Source organism: Acuticoccus kalidii (genome assembly GCF_021556395.1).
In the GTDB taxonomy this organism is placed as follows: Bacteria; Pseudomonadota; Alphaproteobacteria; order Rhizobiales; family Amorphaceae; genus Acuticoccus; species Acuticoccus kalidii.
Genome location: NZ_JAKGCS010000024.1, coordinates 185,358 through 198,647, shown reverse-complemented (window position 1 = coordinate 198,647; position 13,290 = coordinate 185,358). Strand labels below are relative to the sequence as shown.

The following is a 13,290-nucleotide window of genomic DNA, read 5'->3' as shown; positions in this document are numbered from 1 at the left end:
ACATTGACGATTCGTGGTGCGGTATGGCGGAGAATGGCGCGGCGCGGCGGCAGGGGGCTCCCCAACGTCCGGCGCCGGTGCGAATTCAGTCGATCGGCCGGGCGAAGGCCTTGCTCGACGCGATGGGCCATGGCGGCTGGGTCGGCCTCGGCCGCCTCGCCGAGACGACCGGCCTTGCGAAGACGACGACCTTCAATCTCGTCACCGCCCTCGTCGATGTCGGCCTTGCCGAGCATGATGGCCGAGCCGGGGCCTACCGGCTCAGCCTACAGCATGTCGTCTACGGCAAAGCGGTGGAGCGGCGGCTCGATATCGCGGCGATCGCCGGGCCGCACCTCATCCGCCTCTGCGCGGCGACCCGCGAGACGGTGAACCTCGCGCTTCCCGCTCCGACCGACTGCGTGATCGTCGAAAGTCTCGAAGGCAGCCAGAGCCTGCGCGTCTCGTCCTATTCCGGCACCCGCGCCGCCTATCATGCGACGGCGTGCGGGCGCGCGCTCCTCGCCCATCAGCCGGATCCGTTCCGCCAGGTGATCTACGGTCTCGGCCCGCTGATGAAGGAGACCGAGCGCACCGTCACCGATCCCGACGCGCTCGAGGCGCTTCTCGCCGAATGCCGCAGCGTCGGCTACGCGACCGAGTTCGAGGAGAACGAGATCGGCGGGGCGTGCGTCGCCGCGCCGATCTTTGGGCCGGGCGGAGAGGCGATCGCCTCCGTCAGCATCGCCGGCCCTTCCGCCCGTTTCGGCCCGGCGACGATGAAGCGCTTCGGCGCGCTTCTCGTGGAGAGCCTTGCCGAAGTCACCAAAAGCCTCACCGCGGCGATCGACCCGCCCCGCAGCTCCAAGATGGTGCCATGACCCGCATCCTTCTCGCCGGTCTCTTCCACGAGACACACACCTTCGTCGACGACATCACCGGCTTCGACGACTTCCATGTTCTGCGCGGCGATGCGGTGCTCTCCCGGCGCGGCGACGGCTCGACCATCGACGGCTTCATCGAGGTCGCGGACCGGGAGGGATGGGAGATCGTTCCGGTTGTCGACTATGCGGCGCTCCCGTCGGGAACGGCGGACCATGCGGTGTTCGAGGCGTTCCTCGCCGAGGTCGAAGACGGCCTGCGCGCCGCGCTCGACGGGCCATTGGACGGGATCTGGCTCGCCCTTCACGGCGCGATGGTGACGACGGAAGAGGTCGACCCGGAGGGCGCGCTCCTTGCGCGTCTGCGCTCGGTGCCGGGCGCGGAGACGTTGCCGATCTTCGGCGTCTTCGATCTCCACGCGACCTTCACGCCGGCAATGGCCCACCACGCGAACGGCCTCGTCGGCTATCGCGAGAACCCGCATATCGATGCGCGCGCGTCGGCGGTCCGCTCGGCCGATCTCCTCGCCCGCGCCCTCGACGGAGAGATGCCGCATATGGTGGTCCGCAACGCGCCGATCCTGTGGGCGCCGCCCGGAACGGGCACCGCGGACCGGCCGATGCGCGATCTCGAGGCGCTCGCCCGCCGCATCGAGGCCGAGACGCCCGGCGTCTGGGCGGCGAATGTCGTCGGCGGCTTCTCCTTCTCGGACGTGCCGCAGGCAGGCGTTGCCTTCAGCCTCGTGACGACGCTGTCGGAGGCGCAGACGAGGCCGATCCTCGACGCGCTCGAAGCGCTCGCAGTCGCCCTGCGCGAACTCGGCGTCCCGCAGGAGTGGGAGCTTGACGCGGCGATCGCCGATTTCGCCGGACGCGAAGGCGGGCCCTATCTCGTGGTGGAGCCGGCCGACAATATCGGCGGCGGCGCGCCGGGCGACGACACCGCCGTTCTGCGCGCCTTCCTCGCTCACGGCCTCACGAACGCGGCCGTCGCGATCGCAGACAAGGCGGCCGTCGAGGCGCTCGCGGACGCCGCGCCCGGCGCGGTGCGGCGGCTTGCGATCGGCGGCAAGGCGAGCCGGCTCGGGGCCGGGCCACTCGAGGTCGAGGCGGTTTTCGAGCGCCGCAGCGACGGGGCCTTCACCCTCGAAGACCGCAACAGCCATCTCGCCGCCTCGCAAGGCGTCCACTTCCAGATGGGGCCGACGGCGGTGGTCCGGGTCGAGGGGGTGACGGTGCTCCTCACGAGCCGCAAGACGCCGCCTTTCGATCTCGCGCAATGGCGCTCGCAGGGGATCGACCCCGAGACGCTCTTCGCGATCGGCGTGAAGGCGGCCGTCGCCCATCGCCGCGCCTATGATCCGATTGCCGCCGGCAGCTACACGGTCCGCACCGCCGGGCCCTGCACGAGCGATCTGTCCGGTCTGCCCTTCGCGCGCCTCCGACCCGGGATCTTTCCGTTCGTGCGCTGAGTGGCGCGAGGTTTCCGTCTCGCGAAACATGCGGGCATTCATCGGAGCCGGCGCACATGGTTAGCTTCGCGGGAGATTGAGGAGAAGAGTGTTGACCATCTCACCGTCAGAGGCTTCGGCCGCCGAAACGTTGCTGTCGTTCGAGACATCCGCCGAGACGATCCAGCGCAACTCCCAATGGATGGCGGGCGGGGTGAACAGCAACTTCCGCCTCAATATTGCGCCGACGCCCCTCGTGTTCGAGAAAGGCGTCGGGCCATATCTCTACGATGTCGATGGCAACCGGCTGATCGATTATTATCTCGGCATGGGGCCGATGATCCTCGGCCACAATCCGGCGGCGCTGACCGAGGCCGTGACGGCCCAGATCGCGAACGGCATCCTCTTCGCCGGCCAGACCGCGATCGAGGCGGAGGCGGCGCGGCGGGTGTGCGAGCTGGTGCCCTCGGCCGAGCGGCTGCGCTTCGGCAGCTCTGGCTCGGAGGTCGATCAGGCGGCGATCCGCGTCGCGCGCGCGGCGACCGGGCGGACGAAGATCATCAAGTTCGAGGGCCATTATCACGGCTGGTTCGACAACATTTTGTGGTCGACGGCGCCGGGCCTCAATGCGGCCGGTCCCTATGAGGCCCCGGTGCCGGTGGCGGGCAGCAAGGGTCAGCCCGCGTCCGAGGCGGATGATCTCGTCGTCCTGCCGTGGAACGATCTCGACCTGTTGGAGGCGCGCCTTCGGCAGGGCGACATCGCGGGCGTCATCATGGAGCCGGCGATGTGCAATCAGGGGGCGATCCACCCCGCGCCCGGTTATCTCGAAGGTGTCCGGGCGGCGTGTTCGGCGGCCGGGACGGTGCTGATCTTCGACGAGGTGATCACCGGCTTCCGCGTCGCCCCCGGCGGTGCGCAATCCCTCTTCGGCGTGACGCCCGATATCTCGACCTTCGGCAAGGCGATCGCGAACGGCTTTCCCGTTGCGGCGATCGTCGGCCGGGCGGATCTCATCGATCTCTTCTCGACCGGCGGCGTGGTCCATGGCGGCACATACAACGCGCAGCCGATCGCGATGGCCGCGACCGCGGCGACGCTCGGCTCGCTGACGCCGGCCCTTTATGCCGGCATCGCCGAGCACGGCAACACCCTAATGGCCGGCATGCGTGAGATCTTCGCCCGCGAGGGCGTTCCGGCGGTGGTCGAAGGCTTCCCGCAGATCTTCCACATCGCCCTCGGCCTCGACCGGCCGGCGACGCACTATCGCGATCTGACGCAGATGAACCGCGTGGCCTATATCGCGCTGACGACGGCGCTCCTGAAGCGCGGCGTGCGGGCGCTCGAGCGCGGAGCCTGGTTCCTGTCGAGCGAGCACGACGCCGCCGTCATCGCCGAAACGCTCGACGCGTTCGAGCGCGCGGTCAAGCAGATCAAGGCCGACGGCGCGATCTGAACCGGCACGCCGCCGCGCCGTCGCGGCGGTTTTTTTCCCACCATCGACACGGAACAGCAGGACGATGCGGCTCTTCATTGCAACGCTCGGGACGGAGACAAGCACGTTTGCGTCCTTCCCCACCGGCATCGACGACTTCAAGGTGCAGCTCTGGTCGGAAGGGGACATCGCCTCCAAGCCGGCCTCGCCCTGGTCCGCCCCGGCGCAACATTGGTTGGAGCGCGGCAAGGCGGAAGGGTGGGAGGTGATCGAGAGCCTTCACGCCTTCGCATCGCCCGCCGGCCTCACCGTTCGGCGCGATTACGAGGCGATGCGCGAGCGCATCCTGTCCGATCTCGCCGCGGCCGGGCCGGTCGACGCCGTCTTGATGTTCCTCCACGGGGCGATGGTGGCCGAGGGATATGACGACTGCGAGGGCGATCTCGTCGCCCGGATGCGGGCGCAAGTGGGGCCGAAAACGCGGATCGGCATCGAGCTCGACCTTCACGCCCATATGGATGCGACGATCGTCGACGCGGCCGATCTCATCGTCATCTACAAAACGTATCCGCACATCGACCATACCGAGCGCGCGGACGATCTCTTCACCCTGATGAAGCGCACCTTGGCGGGTGAGATCGACCCGGTGATGGGTCTCTTCGACTGCAAGACGATGGGCCTCTTCCCGACCACGATGGAGGGGCCGATGATTGCTTTCACCCAGTCCCTTTATGACGGGGAGGGCGTCGGCAAGATCGTCTCCCTCTCGCTCAATCACGGCTTTCCGTGGGCCGACGTCCCGCTCGCCGGGGCGAAGATGCTCGCCGTCGCCGACGGGGACCAGGCGGCGGCGGACGCGGCGGCCCGCGACTATGGCGAGCGCTTTTATCGGATCCGCGCCGAGGCGACGCTGCCCTTTACCCCCTTCGAGGAGGCGATCGAGGAGGCGAAGATCAAGGGCGACAAGCCGCTCCTCATCGCCGACACCTCAGACCAGACGGGAAGCGGCGCACCCGGCGACACGACGCACGTCCTGCGCGCCTTCGTCGAGGCGGGGATCCGCAATGCGGCGATCGCGCCGCTCTGGGATCCCTCGGCGGTCGCGATCTGCTTCAAAGTGGGCGAGGGGGCGCGCCTTCCGATGCGGATCGGCGGCAAGTTCGAGCCGCATTCCGGCCCGCCCTTCGATGCGGAGGTCGAGGTGCTCCTCCTGAAACGCGACGCCTATCAGGACCATCTGCCCGGCGAGCGGATCGCGATCGGCGACATCGCGGTGGTGCGGGTGGAGGGGATCGAGATCCTCCTCACGACGCACCGGACGAACCTTTATTCGCTGAGCCTTCTCACGCTTCACGGCATCTCGTTCGACGACAAGCAGGTCGTGTCGATCAAGAACCTCTATAAGCACAAGGATCTGTTCGTGGAGAACACGCGCCGCCAGCTTTTCGTGGCGACGCCCGGAACGAGCAATCCGGATTGGACGGCGCTGCCCTTCACGCGCCTGCCGCGGCCAATGTGGCCGCTCGATCCCGATCCGCTCGGGCTCGATGGCTGATAAGGGGACTGGTGCGCGGCACCGGCCCCTTTCGGCTCAAAGGACCAGCGCGTCCGCGAAGAGCGAGGCGGTGCCGTTCAAATAGACCTCGAAATCGGCGACGCCATCGCCATCGACATCGCCTTGAAGGAGGATGCCGTTGCCGCTGGCCTCGTAGCGCAGTTCGCCTTGATCGCCGGTGCCGGGGCGGCTGCCGAACTCGGCCCGCCGCAGGAAGTGGAAGCTCTGATCGCCGTCGACGAGCATGTTCGCGTCGATCGCGGATAGGTCGATCATGTCGCCCCATTGGGCGTCGAAATCGGCGACGCGGTCGCGGGCGGGGCCGGCGGGGGAATCGGCGACGCTGCGGAAGAGAAAGGTGTCGGCCCCGTCATCGCCGACCATCGTGTCGGTGCCGCGGCCGCCATCGAGGGTGTCGTCGCCGGCGCCGCCGCGGAGGACATCGTCGTGCGCGTTGCCGGCGAGGCTGTCATTTCCGGCGCCGCCGACGAGGTGATCTTCGCCCGCTTTGCCGATGAGGTGATCGTTGCCCGCGCCGCCCCAGATGGTGTCGAAGCCGGCGCCGCCATTCACCACGTCGTCACCGCCGCCGGCGCGGATCATGTCGCTCGCCGCCGTGCCGCGAAGAGCCTCGTTCGCCCCGCTGCCGGTGAAGTTGGCGAGCTCCACCACCTGCACCCAATCGACCTCGAAGAAGGCGGAGCGGTTCTGGCTCGCATTGCCGGTCGGCTTGAATGAGGGGTCGGAGGTGTCCCACCCGTTGCCTGGACCCCAGATGTTGAGGTGAAGCGCCATCGGCCGGGTCGGTGACTCGTCGGAGACCCGGACGAGCTCGCCGTCGACGAACCAGCGCACTGTGTTGGGCAGCCATTCGATCCGGTAGGTGTGATACTCGGTCAGCGGCGCGTCCATCGAGTGAAGTTTGTAATCGCCCTCATCGAAGGCGTTGTTCACGAAGATGTTCGACTGGACGATGTCGGGCCCGCGATTGGGAATGAGTTCGACGTCGATCTCGTCATGGACCTTGTGGTCGGTCCAATAGGGGAAGAAGCCGGCGATCAGCCCGCGTTGAGGCTGGGCAAGGCGCATCTCGCCCTCGAAGGCGATGCCGTTGCCGACGTCGAAAAATTCATTGGTGATCGCCTCGGAACCGAAAAAGGTCGGGTTCCGGGGATCGCCTGAGGGATTGTAGGTGTCGAGCTTCAGGCGGAGCACACCGCCTTCGGCGACCGGCAGCGTCGGCCGCATCTGCGTGAGGCCCAGAAACGAGCCTTGCCCGACATTGGGCTTCCAGACGCTGGAATCGATCCTGCCGTCGACATTGAAGTCGTCCCGCATCAGGACTTTGGTCGTGCCGATCTCGTTCATATCACTGCTTCGGCCGCTTCAGCGCCGCCGCCCCGTTATTTTATGTTTCGTTTGATTGTCGGGCGCCGGGGCTGATCCTTTCGCTGCGATCGATTGATCGATCCGCGACATCCGAACATCTGGAGTAAACCATGACAATTCTATGGCGTCCATTTAGAATTCGGTCATGTTTTGGCCGCGTCCGGCCCATCTGCGCCGCCGAGCGCGCGCGCGGCGCGGCGGACCGCGCCGGCGAAGGTCTCAGCGAAGGGGGGAAGCGGGCGGTCGCGGCGGCGGGTGATGCCCACCGGAAGGCGGCCCTCGGCGAGCGGCGGGGCGACAGGGACGAGGGTTCCCCGCATCACCTCCGCGGCGGCGAGATGACCGGGCAGGATCGCGATCGTGTCGGTTCGCTCGAGCAGGCGAAGGATCGTCAGATAGGACACCGTCTCGATCGTCCGCCCGTTCGGCACGATCTTGTTCTTCAGAAAATAGCGTTCCAGCGGCTCCGCGGCGGACGATCCGAAGGGCGGGATCACCCAGGGAAAGGCCGACAGGTCGGCGTCTGAGCGAACGCCGCCGGCGAGCGGGTGGCGGGCGCCGACGACCGGCACGAACGGATCCTCGAACAGGATCTCGTGGGCAAGATGGTCGCGCGAGCCGATCACGATGCGGCCGATGAGTAGGTCGATCTCGCCGCGATCGAGCGCGGCGAGCATCGGCTCGACGGTGCCTTCGACCACCCGAACGAGCCCACCCGCCTCCCGCACCGCCGCGTCCGCGAGGCTTTCCGGTAAGAGCGCCGGCAGCGCTGCCATCGTCGCGCCGACGGTGACCGCGCCGCACGCCCCGCGCTGGAAGGCGCTCATCGCCTCGCCGACACGGGCAAGGTCGGCGAAGATCGCGTGAACGTGGGGCAGGATCAGACCGCCCGCCCGCGTGAGGACGACCCCGCGCGCCTGACGCTCGAAGAGTTGGGCGCCGAGCAGTCGCTCCAACTCGCGCAAGGTTTTGGTGACGGCGGGCTGGGCAAGGTGGAGGACTGCGGCCGCCTTCGACACGCTCCCTTGCCGCGCCACCTCGAGGAAGACACGGAGCTGTTGCAGCTTCACGCGCTGCGCGAGCGCGGTGCGCAGGCGCTCTTCCTCGTCGATATCGTGGTGTGGTGGGTTGTCCATCGTTGCGGCCCGGTGTCTGACGTTGATAGCGCCCGGTGCGCGCCGGATCCACCGGCCGGCCGTCGAGGAGGGAGCTTCTCTTGCAGATTGCGGACTATCAGGTGGAGCGCGTGTCGCTCCCCGACGAGGACCCGGACTGGCAGATCGCGGGCCACCGGATCCCGACCAATGACGGATGCATCTTCACCCTCATTGCCGAGGATGGGACGCGGGGGGAGGGCTACGCCGCCGCCTTCGCCCACCTCGGCACCACCCAAGACGACACCTTCGAGGCGCTGCGCCTCGCGGGGGAGTTGATCATCGGCCGTCAGGCGTTCGCCATCGAGGCGGCGATGGCCGCGGTAAATGCGGCATTGCCGGGAGCCAATCCCGCGCGCGCAGCGGTCGATTGTGCACTGCATGATCTCAAGGCACGCGCGATGAATGTGCCGCTTTACGAATTGCTCGGCGGCAAGTCGCGCGAGCGGGTCGAGGTGATGCGCATCCTCGCTTTGAAGGCGCCGGACGCGATGGCCGAACGGGCCGCCCGGCTCGCGGGCGAGGGTTATCGCGCGCTGAAGGTGAAGCTCGCCGGCGCCGTCCACGAGGACGTTGCGCGGGTGCGTGCGGTGCGCGAGGCGGTCGGCGCCGACGTCCGCCTGTCGGCCGACGCCAACATGGCCTTCGACGTCGCGGACGCCACCGATTTCGCCGCCCGCGTCGATGAGCTCGGCGTCACGATGATCGAGCAGCCGGTGCCGTCCGACGCGCTCGGCGCGCTGAGAGAAGTGTGGCGATCGGCGATCCCGCTCGAGGCGGACGAGGCGGCCGCCTCACCCCGCGCCGTTCTGAGCCTCGCCGCCCATCGCAGTGTCGACGGGATCAACCTGAAGCTCGCCCGCTCGGGCGGCATCCTTGCGACCCTCGGGATGGCCCGCATGTGCGAGGCGGGCGGGCTCGCTTACCGGATGGGGGCGAATGTCGGCAGTCAGCTCCTCGTCGCCCATGCGCTCCACGTCGCGGTGAGCTTGCCGCTGATCGATTTGCCGTGTGAACTTGCCGAGTTCGTCCGCCTCGAAGGCGATCCTTATCGAGGGATCGAGATCGTCGACGGGGCGATCGCCCCGCCCGAGGGGATCGGCACGGGGATCGAGCGGATCCGGCACGCCGGCCGCTGAGACACCGCGCGCCGGATATCCCTCGCGCCGGACGTCACTCCGCGGCGGCGGCGGGGCCGAGCTTGAGGCCGCAGGTATCGAACGCGGCGCGGATCGCGGCCTTTTCGGGTTCGGTGAGGGGAAGCATCGGCCGGCGCACGGGCCCGCCGGCCTGGCCGAGAATGGTCTGCCAATATTTTTGCGAGGCTTGCGGCTTGTCGGCCGGGCGGGTCGACTTCATCGCCTTGCGCACCGGGTCGAGGCTGTCACGCACGGTGCGGGCCTTGGCGTGCTCGCCGGCGAAGGCGAGGTCGGTATAATCGCGCATCCGCCGGTCCCACTTCGTCTGGATCAGATAGGGCGGGGAGGAGCAGAGATAGACCTGCCAATCGAGCTCGATGATATTGTCGAGCCATTCCTCTTCCGAGGCCGTGCTGACGATCAATTTGTCGCCGGCGATCTCGGTGAGCTTTTGATACATCGGCCGGGGCACGCTGTATTTGATCGCGACGATGTTCGGCAGGTCGGCGATGCGGGCGCACAATTCCGGGCTCATCAGATAGCCGCTGTCCGGATGGCTCCAGAGGGCGATGCCGATGTTCACCTGCTCCGAGATGTATTTGTAATATTGGTACAGCGTTTCGTCCTGATCGTGGACGAAATGGAGGAGCGGCGCGTGGACGACGATATAGTCCGCGCCGATCGCCTCGGCATGTTTGGCAAGATCGATGACGACGTCCATGTTCTGATCCGAGCAGGACATGATCGTCGCCCCTCGGCCGTCCGCGGCGGCGACCGCGATCTCGAAGGTGCGCTTGCGCTCCGGCACCGACATGGCGAAGAACTCGCCTTGCTTGCCGCTGATGAACGCGCCGTCGATCGCGAGATCATCGAACCAATGGACGAGATTTTTCGTATAGCCCGCCTCGTCGATCGACAGGTCGTCCTTGAAGGGGGTGAGCGCGGCGGCCCAGATGCCGCGCATGTTCTCCCGCGCGTAGGCCTTCGCATCCTCGCGCCGATATTTTGCCGCCATGCCGTTCCCCCTTGTCGTGCTCGAGAGCGGGCCGCGCCCTCGGCGCTTCAATCGCACCGTTCGCGGCCGATGACACATCGCAATTTACGCCTCTGCCATATCCGTTCGCTATGGCAGAGGCCGTTCGTGCGCCGAAATCGTCAGGACTGGGCGACGATATCGCGGGCGATCATGCAATGGACGCCTTTGTGCTGGTTCACCGTCTGCGTGACGCGCAGGTCCGCGGCGAGGCTCGCGAGCATATAGGCATCCTCGCGGCTGAGGCGGGTGGTCTGCGCGAGATAGGCGATGAGGTCGCCGAGCGCCTCCTCGGCACAGCGGTCGAGGTCCGGGCCGGTCGCCATCGTCATGATGTGGGTCGGCGTGATCGCAAAGGGGCGCGCCGTTGCCTTGCCCTTGTGGACGGCGAAGGAGAAGACGCCGGTGAGCGCGGTTTCGATCGCCGTCCCGCACACTTCGCCGTCGCCTTGCGCGCCGTGCCCGTCGCCGCAGGAGAAGTTCGCCCCCGGCACGTAGACCGGCAGGAAGAGCGACGTTCCCGGAACGAGCTCCTTGTTGTCGAGATTGCCGCCGAACGGGCGCGGAATGATCGAGGTGCAGCGCCCCCAGGAGGCGGGCGGCGACACGCCGAGGACACCGAAAAAGGGATGGGTGGGCAGGACCGTGCCCCAAGGCGTCGTCGCGCGGCCGGCCTCGATGTCGAGCGCGATGTGGACCTGGCGGAACTCCGGGAAGGCGTCCGGCAGCGTTCCGCCGAGCGGCTTGAAGAAGGTGTAGCCCCAGTCCGCGGCGAGCGCGATGCCTTCGATCTTCACCTCCAGGAGGTCGCCCGGCTCGGCCCCCTCGATCGCGACCGGGCCCGTCAGGATGTGGCCGGTGATCGGTGGTTCGAGCTTGGCGTGGACCTCGCGCAGCGCGTCGGAGACGGTGAAGCCCTCGGGGGGAAGCTGTGCGGGGCCGCCCGAAACTGTCTCGATCCGCACTCGCTCGCCGGGGGCGACGGTGAGGCGGGGGGATAGGCCCGCCTCGAAGAAGCCCCAATGGCAGGTCTCGGCGCCGGCTTCGAGGGTGTGGTCGGCGGGGGGAAGTTCGCTCGTCATCCTGGGTCCTGTCGTGTTCGCGTCTCGCATTTTCGCACGGACGGCACGGCGATGCGACCGCGCCGCGCCGGTTCGCGCAAGGGGTCTCGCCCCGAAGGCGGGCGCGGGGCGGTTTGATGTGAGGCGGGGACCGGCCTAGATTCCCTCCGTCACTGGCAGCGAGCGACGGACATGACCTTCAACATTCAAGCGGTGAGCTTTCGCGATCCGGAGGCGCCGGCCGCCTTCACCCGGTCGCTGCGGGAAACGGGCTTCGCGGTCCTGACCGACCATCCGATCACCCCCGATCGGATCGATGCCGCCTATCATGATTGGGGCACCTTCTTCGCCTCCGACACGAAGGACGCGTTTCGCGCGAAGGCGCCGGATCCGGCCGGCTATTATCCCTTCCGCTCGGAAAACGCGAAGGGCTCGCCCACCAAGGACCTGAAGGAGTTCTTTCAGGTCTACCCGAAGACCCCGTTGCCCGATGCCGTCGCCACCGAGACGCGCGCCCTTTACGACGATCTCGTCGTCCTCGGCATGACGATGCTCGGCTGGATCGAGGACAACACCCCGGAGGAGGTGCGCAAGACCTTCTCCGAGCCGCTTCCGTCGATGCTGAACGGCAGCGCGATGTCGATGCTGCGCATCCTTCATTATCCAGAGCAGGCGGGCGTCGAGGTCGAGCCCGGCGCAACGCGCGCCGCCGCGCACGAGGACATCAACCTCATCACGCTTCTCCTCGCCGGGTCCGCCCCCGGCCTCGAAGCGCGCGACCGGGAGGGCAATTGGCACGCCGTGCCGTGCGATCCGGGCATGATCGCGGTCAACACCGGGGACATGCTGGAGCTTGCCTCGAGCGGCTATTATCCGTCGACGACGCACCGCGTGGTGAACCCGGCCGAGAATCAGCCGGGCCCGCGCTTTTCGATGCCGATGTTCATCCATCCCCGGCCGGAGGTGCGGCTGTCGCCGGAGCGGACGGCGAACGAATATCTGACCGAGCGGCTGCGTGAGATCGGCCTCGGAAGCTGACGCCGCGCCGGCCGCGATTTTCGCGCAGCGGCGTCACACGCGATTGCGAACAAAACAAGCGTGCCCATCCCCTAGCCAAATCGACGGAACGCGATCTAAGCTTCGTTCCGAATGCGATGCAGCCGGAGATCGTCCATGACCGTGAAGCCCTGGCTCGCCGGCGTTGCCGGCGCCCTCTTGTGTGCCACCGCCGCCACGGCGCAGGACTTCAAGCCCGCCGTCGTCTACGACATGGGCGGAAAGTTCGATAAGTCGTTCAATGAAGGCGTCTGGAACGGCGTGAAGCGCTTCATGGACGAGACCGGCGACGACGTCATGGAGTTCGAGGTCACGAACGAGACGCAGCGTTCGCAGGCGCTCACCCGCATGGCCCAGCGTGGCGGCAACCCCGTCCTCGGCGTCGGCTTCGCCCAGGCCGACGCGATCGATGTCGTCGCCGGCGATTATCCCGACCAGATGTTCGCCATCATCGACGTCAACTGGCTCGATCGGCCGAACCTGCGCCAATATTCCTTCAAGGAGCACGAAGGCAGCTATCTCGTCGGTGTCGCCGCCGCGATGAAGAGCGAGACGGGGACGGTCGGCTTCGTCGGCGGGATGGACATTCCGCTGATCCGCAAATTCGCCTGCGGCTACAAGCAGGGCGTCATGGCGACGAAGCCCGACGCCACCGTCCTTGAGAACATGACCGGGACGACGCCGGCCGCCTGGAACGACCCGACAAAGGGCGCCGAACTCGCCCGCAGCCAGATCGATCGCGGGGCGGATATCGTCTATCACGCGGCGGGCGGCACGGGGCTCGGCGTCATCCGGGCCGTCGCGGACGAGGGCAAGCTCGCGATCGGCGTCGATTCGGACCAATATGCCGTCTCGCCCGGTGCCGTTCTGACCTCGATGCTGAAGCGCGTCGACAATGCGGCCTACGACACGCTGATGGACGCCAAGAACGGCAACTTCACCCCCGGCATCAAGACCCTCGGCCTCGCCGAGGACGGCGTCGATTATGTCGCCGACGAGAACAACGCGGATCTTCTCACCGAGGATATCCGTGCGGCGATGGAGGAGGCGAAGGCCAAGATCGTCGCCGGCGAGATCACCGTTCACAATTACGAAGACGACCAAAGCTGCCCCCTCTGACCGGCGTGACGTCGGCGTCGATCCGAAAGCCGGGGCGC

General features: G+C 67.4%; 11 protein-coding genes. 7 read left to right on the top strand and 4 right to left on the bottom strand.

What is annotated here, in order from left to right:
- Positions 1-23 precede the first annotated feature (23 nt).
- The 4 genes from L1787_RS14385 to L1787_RS14370 all read left to right on the top strand — a co-directional run bounded on the left by L1787_RS14385 (position 24) and on the right by L1787_RS14370 (position 5,301).
- The gene (locus L1787_RS14385) at positions 24-860 is read left to right on the top strand and encodes an IclR family transcriptional regulator (RefSeq protein ID WP_235709529.1); all 837 of its coding nucleotides are present in this window, start codon (positions 24-26) and stop codon (positions 858-860) included.
- Complete coding sequence (locus L1787_RS14380; RefSeq protein WP_235709528.1) at positions 857-2,332, top strand: M81 family metallopeptidase; 1,476 nt, start codon at positions 857-859, stop codon at positions 2,330-2,332. The genes L1787_RS14385 and L1787_RS14380 overlap by 4 nt, the downstream gene beginning before the upstream one ends.
- Before the next feature lie 91 nt (positions 2,333-2,423).
- Positions 2,424-3,767: an aspartate aminotransferase family protein gene (locus tag L1787_RS14375; protein WP_235709527.1), complete on the top strand. Its 1,344-nt coding sequence runs from the start codon at positions 2,424-2,426 to the stop codon at positions 3,765-3,767.
- 64 nt (positions 3,768-3,831) lie between these two features.
- On the top strand, positions 3,832-5,301 hold the full coding sequence (locus L1787_RS14370; protein WP_235709526.1) for a M81 family metallopeptidase: 1,470 nt from the start codon (positions 3,832-3,834) through the stop codon (positions 5,299-5,301).
- A 36-nt stretch (positions 5,302-5,337) separates the two neighbouring features.
- Here the strand turns inward: L1787_RS14370 and L1787_RS25870 are convergent, their stop codons facing one another.
- Together L1787_RS25870 and L1787_RS14350 are read right to left on the bottom strand one after the other, a co-directional pair.
- Positions 5,338-6,669 carry a family 16 glycosylhydrolase gene (locus tag L1787_RS25870; protein ID WP_304523966.1) on the bottom strand — a complete coding sequence of 444 codons (1,332 nt, stop codon included), beginning with the start codon at positions 6,667-6,669 and terminating at the stop codon, positions 5,338-5,340.
- A 164-nt stretch (positions 6,670-6,833) separates the two neighbouring features.
- On the bottom strand, positions 6,834-7,826 hold the full coding sequence (locus L1787_RS14350; protein ID WP_235709525.1) for a LysR substrate-binding domain-containing protein: 993 nt from the start codon (positions 7,824-7,826) through the stop codon (positions 6,834-6,836).
- 80 nt (positions 7,827-7,906) lie between these two features.
- On the opposite strand from L1787_RS14350, the gene L1787_RS25765 reads away from it, so the two are divergent.
- Positions 7,907-8,983, top strand: coding sequence for a mandelate racemase/muconate lactonizing enzyme family protein (locus L1787_RS25765; protein WP_255720519.1), 1,077 nt, complete (start codon positions 7,907-7,909; stop codon positions 8,981-8,983).
- 34 nt (positions 8,984-9,017) lie between these two features.
- Here L1787_RS25765 and L1787_RS14335 read toward each other — a convergent pair whose 3' ends face one another.
- Positions 9,018-9,998 carry a dihydrodipicolinate synthase family protein gene (locus L1787_RS14335; protein WP_235709524.1) on the bottom strand — a complete coding sequence of 327 codons (981 nt, stop codon included), beginning with the start codon at positions 9,996-9,998 and terminating at the stop codon, positions 9,018-9,020.
- Between the two features lie 140 nt (positions 9,999-10,138).
- Complete coding sequence (locus tag L1787_RS14330; RefSeq protein ID WP_235709523.1) at positions 10,139-11,098, bottom strand: acetamidase/formamidase family protein; 960 nt, start codon at positions 11,096-11,098, stop codon at positions 10,139-10,141.
- Between the two features lie 171 nt (positions 11,099-11,269).
- Between L1787_RS14330 and L1787_RS14325 the strand changes: the two genes are divergently transcribed.
- Both L1787_RS14325 and L1787_RS14320 read left to right on the top strand, forming a co-directional pair.
- Positions 11,270-12,115 (top strand): isopenicillin N synthase family dioxygenase, encoded by an 846-nt coding sequence (locus tag L1787_RS14325; protein WP_235709522.1) that lies wholly within the window; start codon positions 11,270-11,272, stop codon positions 12,113-12,115.
- Positions 12,116-12,256: 141 nt separating this feature from the next.
- On the top strand, positions 12,257-13,252 hold the full coding sequence (locus L1787_RS14320) for a BMP family lipoprotein (RefSeq protein WP_439648296.1): 996 nt from the start codon (positions 12,257-12,259) through the stop codon (positions 13,250-13,252).
- The last annotated feature ends 38 nt before the right edge of the window (positions 13,253-13,290 follow it).

What these genes read in the sequence shown, in the direction of transcription:
- L1787_RS14325 (WP_235709522.1), top strand. Translation starts at nt 11,270, where the DNA reads ATGACCTTCAACATTCAAGCGGTGAGCTTTCGCGATCCGGAGGCGCCG.
- L1787_RS14385 (WP_235709529.1), top strand. Translation starts at nt 24, where the DNA reads ATGGCGGAGAATGGCGCGGCGCGGCGGCAGGGGGCTCCCCAACGTCCG.
- L1787_RS14335 (WP_235709524.1), bottom strand. Translation starts at nt 9,998, where the DNA reads ATGGCGGCAAAATATCGGCGCGAGGATGCGAAGGCCTACGCGCGGGAG.
- L1787_RS14370 (WP_235709526.1), top strand. Translation starts at nt 3,832, where the DNA reads ATGCGGCTCTTCATTGCAACGCTCGGGACGGAGACAAGCACGTTTGCG.
- L1787_RS14330 (WP_235709523.1), bottom strand. Translation starts at nt 11,098, where the DNA reads ATGACGAGCGAACTTCCCCCCGCCGACCACACCCTCGAAGCCGGCGCC.
- L1787_RS14380 (WP_235709528.1), top strand. Translation starts at nt 857, where the DNA reads ATGACCCGCATCCTTCTCGCCGGTCTCTTCCACGAGACACACACCTTC.
- L1787_RS25870 (WP_304523966.1), bottom strand. Translation starts at nt 6,669, where the DNA reads ATGAACGAGATCGGCACGACCAAAGTCCTGATGCGGGACGACTTCAAT.
- L1787_RS14350 (WP_235709525.1), bottom strand. Translation starts at nt 7,826, where the DNA reads ATGGACAACCCACCACACCACGATATCGACGAGGAAGAGCGCCTGCGC.